The organism is Clostridium sp. HGF2 (assembly GCF_964240115.1).
In the GTDB taxonomy this organism is placed as follows: domain Bacteria; phylum Bacillota_I; class Bacilli_A; order Erysipelotrichales; family Erysipelotrichaceae; genus Clostridium_AQ; species Clostridium_AQ innocuum.
Map to the genome: position 1 here is coordinate 16,902 of NZ_CAXSSO010000016.1, position 17,095 is coordinate 33,996.

Here is a 17,095-nt window from a genome sequence, read left to right on the forward strand (position 1 = left end):
ACAGTTAAAACAAAGAAAAGGTGAATTTCCTATCAGGCTGTAAAGCATCATCGGGAATGTATAAAAAAGAAGATGACAAGCATTCGCTTTGTATCATCCTCTTATTCATCCAAGTTTCATGACTCGCTGTCCCATGTACGCACTCCTGCTATCATAATCACTTTATAGGATTGTAAAGTCTTATTCCATATTACATTTTCCCTGCTTTATCGGGAGGTATTGTGTATTCCCTGCTTTCATCCTGTATCCGCCGCTATCCGCTCTTTGGCAATCGCATTATTTCATTGTCACCTGAATCACAGTATCCTTATTGATCGCCTTTCCTGCTTTTATATTCTGCGAAGCAACCATTCCGGTTCCATCCATTTCCATAGCGATATGTGTCAGCTTCCAGAATGCGGTGATATCCTTTTTCGTCCAGCCTGTCATATCCGGCATCGTTAAGCGGCCGCCATTACTGAGAAGGAATACTCTCTGATTGGAAATGATGGTTTCCTTTGGCTGTGGAAACTGTTCCATAACCTCACTGCCATCCCCGATGATGATCTGCTCCGTATGCGTGTCCTTCAGCTTATCCAATGCATAGGAAAGTGAATGATTTCTCAGTACGGGCATTTGCGTTTCTCTGAAACCCTTATATGCTTTCTCTTCATTCAGGGACGCTTTATCGGTAGTGATGTTGGCTGCGACCAACGCAGAGCGCATGACCTCTTTCGCAGGTTCTCTGTCATAGTTCAGATAATCACTCGCCTGAAATGCATAGTAGACCATCACCTTGGGATTCTTTGCAGGAGTTGCCATCATAATGGAATTCGTATACAGACTGCGATCATAGCCTTGCTTGCCATATACCTGTCCGGTACCGGTCTTCGCTATGATATCCACATCCTCCATCCGGTACATTCTTGCCGTTCCATCCTTATCATCCACAACCCGCTTCATCAGCTTTTGTATATAGGCGCTTGTTTTTTCTGAAATCGGCTTCCCCACCACCTTCGGTTCATATTGCTTCACGACAGTTCCGTTGGAACGCTCGATGCGATCCACCACATAGGGCCGCATCATGGTGCCGTCATTGAAAATAGCAGAAAACGCCTGTGCCATCTGTAAAGCATTGACATTGATTGCCTGTCCAAAGCCGGTGGAAAGCTTTTCCAATGCATAGGTAAACTGCATTTCTCCGGGCTTATTGCTGAGATAAGGGGTATCCACCGATTTCAGAAAGCCGAATTTTTCAAGATATTCCTTATAGATCGATGGCTCCATATAGCTTGCCAGTAGCTCACAGATACCGATGTTGCTCGATAACACAAAGCCCTTGTCAAAGCTGATCGTCCCGTGCTTGTATTGCTCGGCATCATAGATTGCCTGATCATTCGCATTATTCGTACGATGGATGTTTCCCTTGCTGTCCTCTACAAAATGATACACATCACTGTCAAAGGTTTTGTTATAGGGATAATGTCCGCTGTCTACCGCCGCTGCGTAGGTGATGCCCTTCATGACAGACCCCGGCTCATATAAAAAATCAGAAGGAAGATCCACATAATCCTTAATATCATCCCGGCTGTTCAGATTAAAGGACGGTGAGGAAGCCCAGCCCAAAATCTTACCGGTTTTTACCTCCATGACAATTCCCCAGCCGCGAACACCGCCGCTTGTCTTCTTTACGCTTTTATCCAGTGAGCTCTGCAGGGTCTGCTGCACATTGCGATCCAGTGTCAATACGACATTATCGCCATCCTTCGCATAGGCCTTTGTATATTCTGTACCCGGCAGTGGGTTGCCATCCGCATCCTTCTGATATTCCTTACTGCCATTGGTACCACTCAGCTCCTCATCCAGCGCTGCTTCCAGACCGATTTGTCCGGTGATTTTCTTCTTTGCTTCATCATATTGTGCAAAGCCAAGCAGATGCGAGGCAAAGACACTGTTGGGATAGGTTCTTTTCACACTGCTCTGAAATTCTATGCCCGGCAGCTTTAAGGCTGCTATACTTTCCTTGACACTGTTGGAAAGATATTTCCCCTTTTCTCCGAATTCGGTCTGATACATATTCGAATCTCTGGCATCCTGCAGCTTTTTACGAAGAAAGGCCTCCTCCAGACCGAGCTTGGGTGCAAGCAGCCTTGCTGTTTTATCAATGTCCTGTACATAAGCGGGTCGATTACCGATATCCTTTCTAGTCCTGCTGAGAACAGCAATGATTGTATATGTGTCCTCATCCTTTGCAAGAATTTCTCCGCTGCGGTCCAGAATGCTTCCCCTTTTGGCCTTTAAAACCTCGGTTTTTACGATATCGCCATCCTTATATTCTTTTACATTCATTCCGGTACGAAAATGTCTGGCGGAGGTCATGGTATATAAAACATTGGATAAAATGAACAGCGTAATGCATCCCATAGCCATCATCATCATTACCAGTGTGCGGTTGCTTCTCTTCATCTACAATCCCCCTTTACAGGAAATGGCCCCTTAACAGGTGCCACTTCCACTATTCCATCTTAACTTTAATAACGGTATCCTTATTGATTGATTTTCCCGTTTTGATATTCTGTGAGGTCACCCTGCCGGTACCGCTCATTTCAACCTCGATATGCGTCAGCTCCCAGAATGCGGTGATATCCTTCTTTGTCCAGCCTTTCATATCCGGCATGGTGATTTTGGAGCCATCTGTCAGAATAAAGACATTCTGATTGGATATAATGGTTTCTCCCACCTCCGGATACTGCTTGATAACACTGGAGCCGTTTCCGATGATGACCTGATTGGTTGCGGTTCCCTCCAGCTTTTCCTTCGCATAGTCAAGAGAATGATTCAATAAAGAAGGCATATCGGACTGCTTAAAATCCTTATATGTTTTCTGTCCATTATTCGATTCCCCGTCACTGGTGATGTTTGCCGCTACCAGAGCAGAGCGCATGACTTCCTTCATCGGCTCTCTGTCATAGCTGAGAATATCACTTGCCTGAAATGCATAATACACCATGACCTTCGGATCATCCGCCGGTGCCGCCATCATGACAGAGTTGGTGTACAGGCTGCCGTCATAGCCGTTTTTCCCCGCAACCTCGCCGGTTCCTGTCTTGGCAATGATTTCCACATCATTCATTTTATAGGGAGCTGCCGTACCATCCTTATCATATACGACCCGTTTCATCAGCTTTTGCATATACTTGCTTGTTTTCTCTGAAATCGGCTGACCTGCTATCGTTGTGTCATACTGCTTTACAATCTTGCCATTCGCATTTTCAATACGGTCGACAACAAACGGCTCCACCATTTTCCCATCATTGAAAATTGCGGAATATGCCTGTACCATCTGCAGGGCATTAACATTGATTGCCTGTCCAAAGCCGGTGGAGAGCTTCTCCGATGCATAATTAAAGGACATCGTACCTCCTCTATTATTTAAGAATGGCGAATTCACCGGCTTCAAAAAACCAAATTTATCAAGATATTCCTTATAGATTGAGGGATCCATATACTTTGTCAAAAGCTCACAGATTCCAATGTTGCTGGACAATACAAAGCCCTTATCAAAGGTAACCGTGCCGTGATTCTTACCCAATGCATCATATATAGTTAAATCCGAATTACTTGTTCGATAGATTTTCCCCTTGGAGTCCTCCACGAAATGGAAGGCTCCGGAATCAAAGGTCTCATTATACGGATACTTGCCGCTGTCGATGGCCGCAGAATACGTAATGCCTTTCATAACAGACCCCGGTTCATACAGATAGCCTGATGGAAGGTCTATGTAATCCTTCATATCCCGTTTATTCAAATCAAAGGAAGGAGAGGATGCCCAACCGAGAATTTTCCCTGTTTCCACCTCCATGACAATGCCCCAGCCACGGACTCCGCCTGCTGTTTTTTTCACACTCTTATCCAGTGAATTCTGCAGGGTCTGCTGGACATTGCGATCCAGTGTTAAAACGACATTGTTCCCATCCGTCGCATAGGTCTTCGTATATTTGGTACCCGGCAACAGGTTTCCGTCTGCATCCTGCTGATACACCTCCAGACCGTCCTTACCGCTTAGATATTTATTTAACGCAGACTCCAGCCCCATTTTGCCAACCATTGTATTCTTTTCTTCATCAAACTGCGCATAGCCGATCAGATGAGAAGCAAATACGCTGGATGGATAATACCGTTTTACCGATTCTTCAAAGGAAATACCCGGCAGCTCCAGCGCCTCGATGCTCTCCTTTACCTCCTTGGTAAGATTTTTCCCCTTATCCCCGAGCTCTGTCTGATACTGATTGTTTTTTTGTGCCCTTGTCAGCGTATCGACAATATCCTTCTCGTCCATGCCCAGCTTCGGGGCAAGCAGTCTGGCCGTCTTGGTGATATCCTGTACATAGGCAGGCTTGTTGCCGATTCCCTTACGATTCTTGTTCAGGTATGCAATCAGCTTGTAGGTATCCTCATCCTGCGCAATTACCTCGCCGTTTCGATCATAAATTGTACCGCGCTTTGCCTTCAGGACATTGCTGCTGGAAATGTCGGGATCCTTGTATTCCTTTACATTGGTACCGGTGCGCAGATGCTTCTGTGTCACCATAGTAAAAAGGACATTGGATAAAATAACTACCCCAATGATCCCTATCATCAACAGCATATATACTAATGTTCGATTACTTCTTTTCGGGTTCATATCATCACGCCTTTGTTATTTCTTTTCATCTTTATCTACAACAACAACGTTGTCCTGATTCGTTTTGATCCCCTCTTTTTCAGCCATTCCAAGTACGCGGTCGCGATCCTCCAGCTTTGTGATATCCGCCTCCAGATTTGCCACGTCCTCTTTTAATGTGTTTGCCTTCTGCTCGCTTTCCTGTGCCTTCAGCTGAAGCGTTATGTTATAGGATTTCAGTGCAAACTTGGCACCGAAGTATCCGAAAATCGACAGTGTTAAAAGCAGTGTCGCAAGTCCTTCTATACGCAGTCTTCTTTTTCTTTTCACTATTTTCGCCTTCGCCATGTTCATCACCTGATCCTTTCTATACATCTTAGCTTTGCGGAATGAGAGCGCATGTTTTCCCTCAGCTCCTCTTCCGTAGCGGTTATCGGCTTTTTACTGAGAAGCCGATACGGTGCAGCTTCCATATCCTGCGGCAGGATCGGAATGCGCTTATCATATTGCTTCGGCTTGCTGCAGGAGGCAAAGGTATCCTTTACGATCCGATCCTCCAGCGACTGAAAGCTGATGACACACAGCCTTCCTCCGACATGGAGAAGCTCCAGTGCATCCCGCAGCACCAGCTGCAGCTCACCCAGCTCATCATTCACGGCAATACGAATTGCCTGAAACACCTTTTTTGCCGGGTGTCCCTTCTTATTCAGCACCTTCGCAGGCAGTGCGGATTTAATGACATCCACCAACGCAAAGGTTGTTTCAATCGGTTTTACTTCTCTTGCTTTTTCAATTTTTCTGGCAATCTGCTTCGCAAAGCTTTCCTCACCAAACTGAAAAAAGATGCGTACTAGCTCCTGGTACTCCCACTCGTTCACCACCTGATAGGCACTGAGCTTCTGGCTCTGATCCATGCGCATATCCAGCGGTGCATCAAAGCGGTAGCTGAAACCGCGCTGTGCTTCATCAAACTGCGGTGAAGATACGCCCAGATCCAGAACCATACCATCGATGCCGGTAACGCCGCGTGCTGTTAATTCACGCTTCAGATTTGAAAAATTACTATGTATCAGGGTTACATTATCGCCAATCTGCGCAAGCCGTTCCCTGGATTCCTCGATAGCAGAGGCATCACGGTCAAAGGCATATAAATGCCCCTGCGGTATCCGTGCGAGTATTTCCGCGCTGTGACCGCCTCGTCCCAGCGTACCATCCACGTAGATTCCATCGCTATGAATTGCCAGATTGTCAATGCTCTCCTGCAGTAATACGCTGTAGTGTTTCATCATATCATAAACTCCGTTAAGCTCTCGGCTATGTCTTCAAAGGCGTCGTTTGCTTCCTCATCCACCGGCTCCCAGCGTTCTCTGGACCAAATTTCCACATGATTGGCAGCACCGATCACCATGCATTCCTTCACAAGTTCTGCCAGCTTCACAAGGGGAGAGGGAATCAGTACACGACCCTGTGCATCAATTTCACATTCAGCGGCCTTGCTCGTCATCATTCGGACAAACATACGGGCATCCTTCTTCGTTGAAGGCAGCTTCATCAGCTGCTCATAGATGGTCTCCCACTGCTCTTTTGTGTAAACAGCCAGACAGCCGTCCAGCCCGCGTGTGATGATGACATGATCTCCCAGCTCCTCTCGAAACTTTGCAGGAATGATGATACGCCCTTTTTTATCAATATTATGTGCGTATTCACCCATGAACATGCCCTTCACCTCCACTATCTACCACTTTCTGCTACTTTATACCACCATTATACCCTCTGGCTATGGTTTTGTACATAAAGAATTAAAAAAATTAAGGATTTTATCCTGCCGGGTTCGACGGATTTTCCTTAATTTTCCAGTTATGTGACGTATATGGAAGAAATGCATCAAAAGCTGCGTTCTCTGCGATTTCCTCACTTGATGATGAATTTATCAGAAAGCTCTGCACGGGCCAGTTTTGTTATTTCCTCAATACATTCTGTTTTTGCCTGTGTATATCCATCCCGATCTCTGCGATAGGTCTGTGCCAGTTCTTTTTTCAAGGCTGCATATTTGCGACACACCGCATCATGCGTACGCAGATACTCACAGAAATAAAGCTCCCCCCATGCTGCAGGATAGCGTACATGCAGATGATATACCTTCTCCGTAAACCCAAGGGCCGTGTAGCCTTTATTGAAGCATAAGATATCCCCCTGCTCCTCCTGTTTTCTCGACATCAGTATCCAGCCGTCCCGTGTAAGCGTTTTGATCAGCTTCTGCGGATGGCGGGTATCCGTTTCCAGCAGAATATCCACACAGGGCTTTGCTTCCAATCCCTTTACCGCGGTACTTCCCATATGGGATATTCGTACGATAGAAGCCTTTAGAAGGCTTTGAAGACGAAGACGCTGCGCATCATACCATGCTGTATATTGCTCATTATACGGTCGTATGACAATCGGAAACAGTTCCCAGAGCTGTTCCAGAGAAAGCTTCTGCAGTTCCGTTGCATCCTGATTATCTGTACGATTGAAATCAGACTTCTGTAATCGGTACAGAAGAGGGGTCTTTGCTATGGCAGGATGTTCCTGCTCATATTCGATTCTTTGAAAGCCCAGCTGAACAAGATTTTCCTGCAGCTGCTGCTCCTTTGCATCCACCTCCATCATCACCTGCTCGATATCCCAGCGATACAGGACGTAGAACAGCAGCATATACACATACTGTCGATGCAGCAGTGCAAAATTCTTTCCGATATTCGCCAGCCGCATTGCGATCGTCACCGTGCGTGCAGACTGAAGCGTCACCTGCATATAGCCGGCATAAATGGTATCCAGCAGCAGATACAGCTGCAAAGTGCTGTTCATTAGATTTTCCTGCAGCTGAGGAACACAGGTTGTATCACATACAGGAATACTTCCTTCCGCTTTGCTGCAGATGGTAAAATTTTTATAAACCAGCTTCATAAACGCCTCCATTTTCTTCCTTCGCAAGCATATGTCTTTCCCTGCTTCCAGATTGCGTCGCTTTCATGTCTCTCTTGCATACAGGAACAAGCTGTATGATTTTCTTAGGAGTTCTCCTGTTCATCTGTCTCATGAACCAGCTGTATACCGTATTCCTTCTGCTTCCATACGCTTCATTATTCCAGCTTTGAGCTGCAGCATTTTTCCAGCTGATGCTGAATATAGGGGGCATCCTCATCATCCAGTAAGGCGATTAGCTTATCCCCGGTATGCAGCACAGTACTTCCTTTCGGCAGAAGCTCCTTCCCCTGCCGCTCAATGCTGATCAGCAGGCACTTATTCGGCCACTTCACATCGCATATCGCCTGATCACAGACCGGACTTCCCAGCTCTACAACGGCTTCCACCAGATGGCGCTCTCCATGGAAGGCAGAAAGATTCACACCGTTTTTCATAAGGAGATTGTGCAGCAGGCTTTCATAAATCGGCTCACAGTTCAACAGACTGGCGCACAGATAGCTGATCAGCGATACCACCGCCAGCGGCAGAAGATTCGTCAAGGTACCACTCATCTCTGCTATCAGAATGATTCCGGTGATCGGTGCGCGAACGATAGCGGCAAATGCCCCTGCCATCGCCATAATGATTATATTATTCATATAGCCGGCAGAGAAGCCGAACACCTGTACGGCGATATTCCCGAAAATTGCCCCGGTAAAGCTGCCAAGGACAAGCAGCGGGAAGAAAATACCGCCCGGAGCTCCAGAGCCGAAGCTGATAAGGGAGAACGCAAATTTCACTGCCAGAAGAAGAAACAGTGTGCGAAGCATCATGACAGGATTCTCACTGAGCATTTCGATCATCGCATGTCCGCTGCCAAGCACATCGCTCAGACACAGGGCAAGCACACCGGACAGCAGCATTGCCACCATCACACCGTAATGCTGCAGACCGCTTTTTGCAAACAGTGCCTGCACCTTCATCGTGGATTTATTGTACAGTACTCCAAACAAGCCGCAGACGATTCCCAGCAGAATCAGCATCCAGTAATAGCCAAGCGGAAAGGTGTTCAGGACTTCAAAATGAAATGCCGGAGCCAGACCGAACACATTGCGGGATAGAAAATCTCCGCTCACACTCGCACACATGACGGAAATCAATACCGACACGCTGAAATTTTTATGAATCTCCTCCAGTGCAAACATCACACCGGCAAGGGGTGCGTTAAATGCTGCAGCCAATCCTGCCGCAGCCCCGCAGGTCAAAAGCAGACGCTCTTCCATCTTTACACGGTGAAACAGCTTTGCAATCGCTTTTCCTGCCATCGCTCCCAGCTGTATGCTGGGGCCTTCCCTTCCCAGAGACAGACCGCCGAAGGCACACAGCGTTCCGCCAATCACCTTCGCAGGCAGCACACGCGTCCACTGCTGGTCGATAAAGGACATGATTTCTCCTTCCACCTGCGGAATTCCGCTACCGGAGATCAACGGCTCCGCCTTCAAGAGCTGCGCAACCAGAAATCCCAGTATGAGCAGAAAAGCAAACCACAACACGATATGCGTCCAGTCGGTGCGGATAAATGCAACCGCAGCCGCAACAAAATCCTCCGCGTAGCCCAGAATGATGCGATACAGCACGGCAATCAGACCGGCACAAAGACCGGCCGCAAGCCCTTCCCCAATCAATACGTATTTAAAATTTCCTGCACTATGCAGAATATGAAGCGTACTTCCATGTTTTCTCTCTTTCACAAATCTCATCCTTCTTTCTCTAAAATTATAGCATTCGTATCTCCCTTTTACAAATCACTTCCCGTTGCTACACGATTCTTATACGGCCGAAGCCGTCAGCAGTCACACCGTTCAGCCTGTACAGGTGCAATTTACGAGTCAATGCTCTTTTATAAGGGCGAAGAAAAACAGGCATATGCCTGTTCATCCTACAACACGGAAGTGCTGTTTTGCGAGTCAAGGATTCCTTAACGCTTAAAAGGAAAACAGAGACATCTGATTTTCATCCTGCATTCCCTCCAGAACTCCCATACTCTCCATCTTCTTCACCAGTGTTCCGCTCAATGCCGTACGCCGCTGTAAATCCTCCTTGGAAAGGAAGGCTCCCTGCTTTCGTGCCTCCACAACCGTATCCGCAACGTTCTCACCAAGTCCGTCGATGCTGGTAAACGGCGGAATGATGTAGTTCGCATTCTCCGGATCGACGATAAACTCACGGGATGCCGAGCGCATGATATCAATATTGGTAAAGTAATAGCCTCGCAGGTTCATTTCCAGAGCAAGCTCCAGCGTATTGAAGGTATCCTTATCCTTTTTGGAAACATCCTTTTTCGTTTCATTATTTTTCAGCATATCGCTGATTTCCTGCATCCGGCGCCGTATCGCCTGTTCTCCCTTAATCATCGTTTCAATGTCATAGGCATCACAGCGAATCGAGAAGAACATGCAGTAATACACCTGCGGACGATGCACCTTGAACCAGGCGATACGTATCGCCATCATAACATAGGCTGTCGCATGTGCCTTCGGGAACATATACTTGATTTTCAGACAGGAATCAATATACCAGTCCTCCACACCATTGGCCTTCATTTCCGGAATCCATTCATCCTTTAAGCCCTTCCCCTTACGCACACTCTCCATGATGGTAAAGGCAAGCTTCGGACGCAGTCCCTTGTGCAGCAGATAGACCATGATGTCATCTCGACATCCGATGACACTCTTCAGCGTACACGTTCCGTTGTCGATCAGATCCTTCGCATTTCCCAGCCAGACATCGGTACCATGGCTCAGACCGGATATTTTCAAAAGCTCATCAAAGGTGGTCGGGCGCGTCAGCTCCAGTATACCGCGCACAAACGGCGTTCCGAACTCCGGTAATCCGGCTGCTCCGGTTTCCTCACAGGATTTACTCGTATCAATCTTCAGGGCATCCACCTTGGAGAAAACACTCATCGTTTCCGGGTCATTCATCGGAATCGTCGTCGGATCAATCCCGCTCATCCGCTCCAGCATCTTCATTGCGGTCGGATCGACATGTCCCAGAATATCAAATTTCAAAACATTGTCATGGATATCGTGGAATTCAAAGTGGGTGGTCTTCCACTCCGCATACGGGTTGTTGGCAGGGTATTGTACCGGTGTAAAATCATGAACATCCAAATCCAGCGGAATGACGATAATACCACCTGGATGCTGCCCGGTCGTACGCTTCACTCCCTCACAGCCCTTCGCCAGATGCAGGACCTGTGCATTTCGCATACTTCCCTCAATGCCCATTTCCTCCTCATAGCCCTTCACATAACCAAACGCTGTCTGCGTCGCAACGGTACCGATCGTTCCTGCACGGTACACATGATCATCCCCGAACACCTCTTTTGTATAGGCGTGGGCATTGGGCTGATAATCACCGGAGAAGTTCAAATCGATATCGGGAACCTTATCCCCTTCAAAGCCAAGGAAGGTTTCAAACGGAATATCGTGTCCGTCCCCTCGTATGGTTTCTCCACAGTTTGGACAGATGATATCCGGCAGATCAAAGCCATCTGCCACGCTTCCGTCCGTATAAAATTTCACATAATGACACTTCGGACATACATAATGCGGTGCAAGCGGGTTAACCTCGGTTATTTCCGACATCGTCGCAACGAAGCTGGAGCCGACCGATCCACGAGAGCCTACCAGATACCCGTCATTCAGACTCTTTTTAACCAGCAGATGGGAAATATAGTAAACAACGTAGAAGCCGTGTCCGATGATACTTGCAAGCTCCTTTTCCAGGCGCTTTTCCACGATTTCGGGAAGCACCGGTCCGTATTTTTTATGAGCATTTTCATAACAGATATCCGTAAGCTTCTGATCAGAGCCCTCGATATCCGGCGGATACAGACGATCCTTGACAGGCTTCACTTCCCCGATCATATCGGCAATCCGTTTGGTGTTTTTAATAACCATATCATAGGCGCGCTGTTCTCCCAGCCATGCGAATTCCTTCAGCATCTCCTTCGTTGTACGGAAGTGCTGGTCCGGCGCCTTGAATTTCCGACGCTTTTCCTGATTGTAGATATAGAGAGGATGACGGACACCGCCAATCGCCTGTGAGGAAATATAAATATCACGAATCATTTTCTCACCGGGCTGTACATAATGACAGTCTCCGCTGGCAACCAGAAGCTTATCCAGCTTATCGGCTGCATTCACAATGGATGTCAGAATTTCCTTTAACCGCTCCATACTGGAAATGGAATCACGTTCCACAAGGTGGCGGTAGTTTTCCAGCGGCTGCAGCTCTATGTAATCATAAAACTGCATAACCTCCTCCAGTGTCTGTTCATTACGAGTCTGTGCCATGTCAAACACTTCGCCGTTCAGACAGCTGGAGCCAATGAGCAGATTGCCGTTGATACGCCGCTTTTCAATTTCACTTCGCAAAATTCTAGGCTCCGCTACGATATTGTTTGTACTTTTACTGCTGTAGGCAAGATAGCTGGTATGGGAAAGCGTCACCAGCTCAAACAGCTCCTTCAGTCCCGCCATATTTTTCGCCAGTATCGTCACATGCTTGACACGCACCTTGCGAAAGCTCTCTGCTGTCTGCATATCCTGAAGCTCCTGCAGGTTTTTGATATGCTTCAAATCGTTCAGCATATTCATATAGGTCTGCGCAAGAACCTCCGCATCATAATCGGCACGGTGAGCAACATCCTCATCGTATCGAATGCCATAGGAACGGGCAATCTGCCCCAGCCGATAGCCCTTACGGTCCGCCTGCATGCTTCTGGCAAGATCCAGTGTATCAATCACGGGATTCATGATTGGGGGACGTCCGATCCTTGCCAGCTCATCGTTTAGAAAGTTATAGTCAAAGGTCGCATTATGTGCCACCAGGATACTGTCCCCGATAAAGTCGAGAATCTCATCTATGCTGTCCGCAAAGGATTTCGCATTCTTCATATGCTCTTCCGTAATACCGGTCAGCTCCGTGGTAAAGGCACTCAGCGCCACCGGCGGCTTGATAAACAGCTGCAGACTCTTTATACAGGCACGATCCTTAACGATCTGCCCGCCGAATTCGATAATGTGATCAAAACGGCTGGATAAGCCGGTTGTTTCAAGGTCAAATACGCAATAGGTTCCCTTTTCCAGTTCAATGTCCTGAATATTACGAACAATCTGCAGGGCGGGATCCACCATATTCATTTCCAGACCGTAAATCATTTTAAACGGTGTTTCTCTGCCCTTATTGATCGCCTCCACCTTATGCTGTGCCTTTGGAAAGGCCTGAACCACAAGATGATCGGTAATGGCGATGGCATCCATTCCCCACGCATTCGCCTGATCGATGTATTCTTCAATATTGCAGACACCATCCATTTCCGAAAGCTTGGTATGCACATGCAGCTCCACACGTTTTTCCTCTGCTTCATCCACACGCTTTACTTCCGCAACCTTTTCAATCACGTCAGGCATAAAGACAAGCTCCCGGGTATAGGCATCGTATTCCGCCTTACCATAGGCTACGACACAGTCTCCGTTCTTTATTTCCGCCAGTACTTCCTTTGTGACGGCACCGCGTTCAAACCGCTTCATGATGATGGCATCGTCGTCATCCCCGATCCACAGCATCTGGATATCACGTCCATTGCGCAGCGTTCGTGTTTCCGTTTCAAAGATCTTACCATGGATACGGATACCATGGCATTCCTCTGTAATATCATGAATGGAAAACGGCACATACTGGTCCAGTCCCTTTTTCCCCTTCGGCTTAAAATTATAGCTTTTCTTTTCCTCATACACCTTCACCGGCTTCGCTGCCGCTTCACTTTTCACCGTGACCGTCGGAATCGGTGCGGATTTTTTCATTTCCTCAACATGAATTTCCAGCTGAAAGCCGCAGCGCTCCAGAAATTCCTGCAGCAAATGCTTATTCTGGATCGCCCGGTCGCGTTCCTGCTCATCCAGAATCTGATAGACAAGATATTTCTGTTCATTGATGGTCGGCAGTGATTCATGAAATATTTTCAGCTGCATATGCCGGGAGACAAAGCGTTCGATATAGCTGGATACCTCCAACAGCTCCGCTTCGGCCTTTTCAGCTGTGATATGCAAATCCACACTGCAGCGTGTCAGCTTTGTTAAACGCATACAGAAAACATCCCATACCTGAAACGGCAGTGGTTTCGGCAGAGAGATTTCCATTTTGATAACATTGGACTTCTTCATATATACCGGCTTCATAGTAAAGGTACCCTGTTTAAAATACTCCAGATCCGGATTGTTCTGTTCCATTTTTCTCACTAAATCAATCAGTTTCAGTTCCATTGAATCCCTCTTTTCCGCTCCTTATATGATAGCATATTTCGCCCCTTTGAAAAAGTAAAATTATCGCTCATTTTCCGGATGTGTCATATTCAAACCACGCGCGACCATTTTGTTCACGGCGCATGCGATGTTCAGCTGACGCTCCCTTTTTACTGCGTATATCCGCTGCGCTTTTCACAACATCTTGTGCAGGATGCAAAAAGCAATCCTCATGTGCCGTAATGGATCAGGCGCAAGAAATTTTCTTCCCTGCACATAAAAAGGATACATCCCGTCCTTTTCGGATGTATCCGTATATCGCTGTTTAAGCAGTTAGCCGCACTGGCTCATCCCAATCGGACTTTGCGTTCCCCATTCACTGGTGGAATGCAGAAGGCTGCTTTACTGCGGCAGAGCCGCCTTTTTCAGTGCATTCTGTGCCGCCATGCGAATTGCTCTGCTGGATATGGTGGCAGAGGAAACATCATCAACAGCCGTACTGTTTTGCTTCTGAATATCTTCAAGAATACGCTCAGCATCTTTCCCCATACCGTTATCGTGCTGAAGCAGTTCAATTCTCTGTATGGCAGCATTCTGAATCCGCAGCCGCAGCCGTACCTGCACCAGACCAGTCTGACATTCTCCCTCATAGCTGCCATCCTGCAGACGGTTCATATCCACGGCTTCAAATGCGAGCGCATCACTTTGCTGCTTCGTCTGATAGAACTGATAAGCAATCCCTCCCGCGCCAAGAAGAATCAGTACCACCAGAGCCTTGATGAGCTTACGCTTCATGAGTCTGCCCTGCAATGACACTGTCAATCGTATCCCAGCGCAGGCGGTCTACAAGTACAGCGTCTTTATCATACAGATGTTCCTGCTTATTCACCATGCGGATGATTTTTCTTTCCAGAAAGCCCAGCTTCTGAAAGTCCAGTCTGCCGCCGATATTCACAGAAAAGGCAAGCTGCCGATAACATGCTTCTCCCAGATTTTCTGTGATGATTTTTTCCGGTGCAGCATCGCTCATACCGCACAGCAGCATACCGACGCTTTTCCCTGCCAGCTCCTTCGTATTTGCACGAATGCAGGCAAGCAGCTGCTTTGCCAGCCTGCCGGCATAAATGCTTCCAACACATACAATGCGCTCATAGCCTTCCCACGACAGTGCAGGGTCTGCTTCCTGTAAATCTGCGCAAAGCTTTTGCTGCAGATACGCTGCCACCTCTTTCCCGGTGCCATGCTTACTTTTATAAATAATCAGTGTTTTCATTTGTTCTCCATTCCCCTGCTTTCTGCAGGCTGCCTCATAGATCGTGATACTGTCTCTGTCATATGCCTACATTTCTGACTGCTCTGCATCCTATGCTGTTTCATGCGGTCGCAGAGATGCCATGATCAAATCCAGCACTTCCTCAATGACCTTATCCCGGTATGCAGGCACCGGCTGTTCTATGAGGATACGCTCCAAAAGACCGTATACACAGCACCAGATGCCTTGTGCGCGAAGCTCCACCTGCTCCACACTGAACTCGCCGCATGCAATGCCTTCCTCCAGACAGGTGCACAGCATAGCGATACTTTTTCGATGCTGGCGCAGATTTTCCTGCAAAATTGCAGTCTGCTTTTGTACGGAAGGAAGCTTGCTCTGCATGACGACCTGATAAAGCAGCGGATCCTCCAGCATCCCTCTAACATAACCAAACAACGTGGCTCGCAGCTGGGCAGCGGGAGATTTTTCAGATGCCATGGTCTGCTGTATGATGCACAGGATATTATGATATCCCTCCTGTACGACCGCAAGCATCAGCTCCTCCTTCCCGGAAAAATAATGATAAATAATACCGGGTGTCTGCTGTATCATCGCCGCTATTTTACGAATGCTTAAAGCCTCCATTCCCTGCGTTTCCATGATTTCTCTGGCTGCACGCATAATAAGCGCCCTGCGTGATGCTATCTGTTCCTCATCCTTTACGCGCATGCTTCTCCTCCTTTGCATAAAAGCAGATATGGCGGTCTGCTTTGATTTTCTTTTGCTGCTTGTGAATCGTATAATTCATTTTCAAACACATCAGACGGGCTACAAAGCCTGGGATTTTCATTTCCGCCTGCTTTGAAAGCAAGCTGGCAACTTCCGTTTTATGCTGTACACAGGCAATCAGCTTCTGCAGGCAATGCTCCACCGGTACCGCATTGGGAAGACGCTTCAATGTAACACCGTCAATGATTGCCCCTCCCCCGATAATCAAGCCGCCCATCCATCGTTGCTGCATCGCCTTTGCAAACAGCTCGATATTGCCGATACAGCAGTGATGCGTATGAGTGTATGGCATTCCACCCTGTGCGATTGCATATACATATTTGTTTCTCGACAGCTCTGCCTGATGCAGCTTAGCCAGTACCTCTACTGCATCCCCCGGGATAGCGTTCACATAACAGGGAGTGATAAAAATCCATGTATCTGCCAGCCCTGCAGCTTCCAGAAAGCTGTCCCATGCAGCCTCGATATCCAGACAGCTCCACAGCTGCGTCTGCTCACCGAGCTGCTCCTGCATAAGTCTTCCCAACAGGGCACTGGTTCCAAGCCTGCGCGGACTCAGATTCAAAATCAGTATGGACATAGTGCTGCCTCCTCGCCAATATACTGTACACGCATGAGCGTACCCCCGGTAATACCATGGATCTCCTCCAGCCATTCCTCAAACAATGCCAGCTCCTGTGGCGTCGCCTCTCCGTAAAGAAGAAATTCGATTTCACGCAGCGGTATTTTCCATCCCTTCTTGGTCAGCTCCCTGTTTTTTACGGTATATTCCGGATAGCCAAGCACCGCCATACGATCCAAAATGCGCTTGCACTTCGGACTGCAGCACCCAAAGCTCTGCCGGCATATGAAGACCAGCTTTTCACATTGCGCGATTTTGGGATACAGCATCTGCATATCATCCGCAACTGCACATTCACCACCATGATGTATGCGACGTTCACAGGCCCCACATCCCATACAGCCCTGCAGCTTCAACTCTCTGACATCCACTGTCTCCATCCCCAATTCATCGCAAAACGCATATTCCGTATCATTCAATCGTAATGTTCTCACAGTCATCACCTCTTAATAAATTAAACACTGTTTAATTTATGTTTATCTTATCGTATCCCGGACATTCTGTCAAGATGGTTTCAGTAGATTAACAAAGCC

The 17,095-nt window shown here is 47.6% G+C and carries 13 protein-coding genes; all 13 read right to left on the reverse strand.

Going from position 1 to position 17,095, the window contains the following annotated elements:
- Positions 1 to 276: 276 nt before the first annotated feature.
- Positions 277 to 2,445, reverse strand: a complete 2,169-nt coding sequence (locus ACESPQ_RS19365) for a penicillin-binding protein (RefSeq protein WP_373144780.1) — start codon at positions 2,443 to 2,445, stop codon at positions 277 to 279.
- A gap of 49 nt (positions 2,446 to 2,494) precedes the next feature.
- Positions 2,495 to 4,663 carry a penicillin-binding protein gene (locus ACESPQ_RS19370; protein ID WP_257379531.1) on the reverse strand — a complete coding sequence of 723 codons (2,169 nt, stop codon included), beginning with the start codon at positions 4,661 to 4,663 and terminating at the stop codon, positions 2,495 to 2,497.
- 15 nt (positions 4,664 to 4,678) lie between these two features.
- Entirely contained in the window at positions 4,679 to 4,990 is a 312-nt protein-coding gene (locus ACESPQ_RS19375) for a hypothetical protein (protein ID WP_009588214.1), read from the reverse strand.
- Positions 4,991 to 4,995: 5 nt separating this feature from the next.
- Positions 4,996 to 5,931 carry a 16S rRNA (cytosine(1402)-N(4))-methyltransferase RsmH gene (rsmH, locus tag ACESPQ_RS19380; RefSeq protein WP_109771506.1) on the reverse strand — a complete coding sequence of 312 codons (936 nt, stop codon included), beginning with the start codon at positions 5,929 to 5,931 and terminating at the stop codon, positions 4,996 to 4,998.
- The gene (mraZ, locus tag ACESPQ_RS19385) at positions 5,928 to 6,359 is read right to left on the reverse strand and encodes a division/cell wall cluster transcriptional repressor MraZ (RefSeq protein WP_008817682.1); all 432 of its coding nucleotides are present in this window, start codon (positions 6,357 to 6,359) and stop codon (positions 5,928 to 5,930) included. The genes rsmH and mraZ overlap by 4 nt, the downstream gene beginning before the upstream one ends.
- 194 nt (positions 6,360 to 6,553) lie before the next feature.
- The gene (locus ACESPQ_RS19390) at positions 6,554 to 7,588 is read right to left on the reverse strand and encodes a GrpB family protein (protein ID WP_109771507.1); all 1,035 of its coding nucleotides are present in this window, start codon (positions 7,586 to 7,588) and stop codon (positions 6,554 to 6,556) included.
- A 176-nt stretch (positions 7,589 to 7,764) separates the two neighbouring features.
- A complete protein-coding gene (locus tag ACESPQ_RS19395) occupies positions 7,765 to 9,348 on the reverse strand; it encodes a ClC family H(+)/Cl(-) exchange transporter (RefSeq protein ID WP_109771508.1) in 1,584 nt (527 codons plus the stop codon).
- 225 nt (positions 9,349 to 9,573) lie between these two features.
- Positions 9,574 to 13,920: a PolC-type DNA polymerase III gene (locus ACESPQ_RS19400; RefSeq protein WP_008728584.1), complete on the reverse strand. Its 4,347-nt coding sequence runs from the start codon at positions 13,918 to 13,920 to the stop codon at positions 9,574 to 9,576.
- Between the two features lie 381 nt (positions 13,921 to 14,301).
- Positions 14,302 to 14,694 carry an FMN-binding protein gene (locus tag ACESPQ_RS19405; RefSeq protein ID WP_002609997.1) on the reverse strand — a complete coding sequence of 131 codons (393 nt, stop codon included), beginning with the start codon at positions 14,692 to 14,694 and terminating at the stop codon, positions 14,302 to 14,304.
- Positions 14,684 to 15,172, reverse strand: coding sequence for a flavodoxin domain-containing protein (locus tag ACESPQ_RS19410; protein ID WP_257377167.1), 489 nt, complete (start codon positions 15,170 to 15,172; stop codon positions 14,684 to 14,686). Before ACESPQ_RS19410 ends, ACESPQ_RS19405 begins: the two co-directional genes overlap by 11 nt.
- Positions 15,173 to 15,262: 90 nt before the next feature.
- Positions 15,263 to 15,880 carry a TetR/AcrR family transcriptional regulator gene (locus tag ACESPQ_RS19415; protein WP_118002860.1) on the reverse strand — a complete coding sequence of 206 codons (618 nt, stop codon included), beginning with the start codon at positions 15,878 to 15,880 and terminating at the stop codon, positions 15,263 to 15,265.
- Positions 15,864 to 16,520: an NAD(P)H-dependent oxidoreductase gene (locus ACESPQ_RS19420; RefSeq protein WP_257271596.1), complete on the reverse strand. Its 657-nt coding sequence runs from the start codon at positions 16,518 to 16,520 to the stop codon at positions 15,864 to 15,866. Before ACESPQ_RS19420 ends, ACESPQ_RS19415 begins: the two co-directional genes overlap by 17 nt.
- Entirely contained in the window at positions 16,508 to 16,996 is a 489-nt protein-coding gene (locus tag ACESPQ_RS19425; RefSeq protein ID WP_002609990.1) for a flavodoxin family protein, read from the reverse strand. The genes ACESPQ_RS19420 and ACESPQ_RS19425 overlap by 13 nt, the downstream gene beginning before the upstream one ends.
- Between the last annotated feature and the right edge of the window lie 99 nt (positions 16,997 to 17,095).

Bases quoted from the DNA above. Each gene is read 5' to 3' on its own strand.
- ACESPQ_RS19365 (WP_373144780.1), bottom strand. From the start codon at position 2,445: ATGAAGAGAAGCAACCGCACACTGGTAATGATGATGATGGCTATGGGA.
- ACESPQ_RS19370 (WP_257379531.1), bottom strand. From the start codon at position 4,663: ATGAACCCGAAAAGAAGTAATCGAACATTAGTATATATGCTGTTGATG.
- ACESPQ_RS19375 (WP_009588214.1), bottom strand. From the start codon at position 4,990: ATGGCGAAGGCGAAAATAGTGAAAAGAAAAAGAAGACTGCGTATAGAA.
- rsmH (WP_109771506.1), bottom strand. From the start codon at position 5,931: ATGATGAAACACTACAGCGTATTACTGCAGGAGAGCATTGACAATCTG.
- mraZ (WP_008817682.1), bottom strand. From the start codon at position 6,359: ATGTTCATGGGTGAATACGCACATAATATTGATAAAAAAGGGCGTATC.
- ACESPQ_RS19390 (WP_109771507.1), bottom strand. From the start codon at position 7,588: ATGAAGCTGGTTTATAAAAATTTTACCATCTGCAGCAAAGCGGAAGGA.
- ACESPQ_RS19395 (WP_109771508.1), bottom strand. From the start codon at position 9,348: ATGAGATTTGTGAAAGAGAGAAAACATGGAAGTACGCTTCATATTCTG.
- ACESPQ_RS19400 (WP_008728584.1), bottom strand. From the start codon at position 13,920: ATGGAACTGAAACTGATTGATTTAGTGAGAAAAATGGAACAGAACAAT.
- ACESPQ_RS19405 (WP_002609997.1), bottom strand. From the start codon at position 14,694: ATGAAGCGTAAGCTCATCAAGGCTCTGGTGGTACTGATTCTTCTTGGC.
- ACESPQ_RS19410 (WP_257377167.1), bottom strand. From the start codon at position 15,172: ATGAAAACACTGATTATTTATAAAAGTAAGCATGGCACCGGGAAAGAG.
- ACESPQ_RS19415 (WP_118002860.1), bottom strand. From the start codon at position 15,880: ATGCGCGTAAAGGATGAGGAACAGATAGCATCACGCAGGGCGCTTATT.
- ACESPQ_RS19420 (WP_257271596.1), bottom strand. From the start codon at position 16,520: ATGTCCATACTGATTTTGAATCTGAGTCCGCGCAGGCTTGGAACCAGT.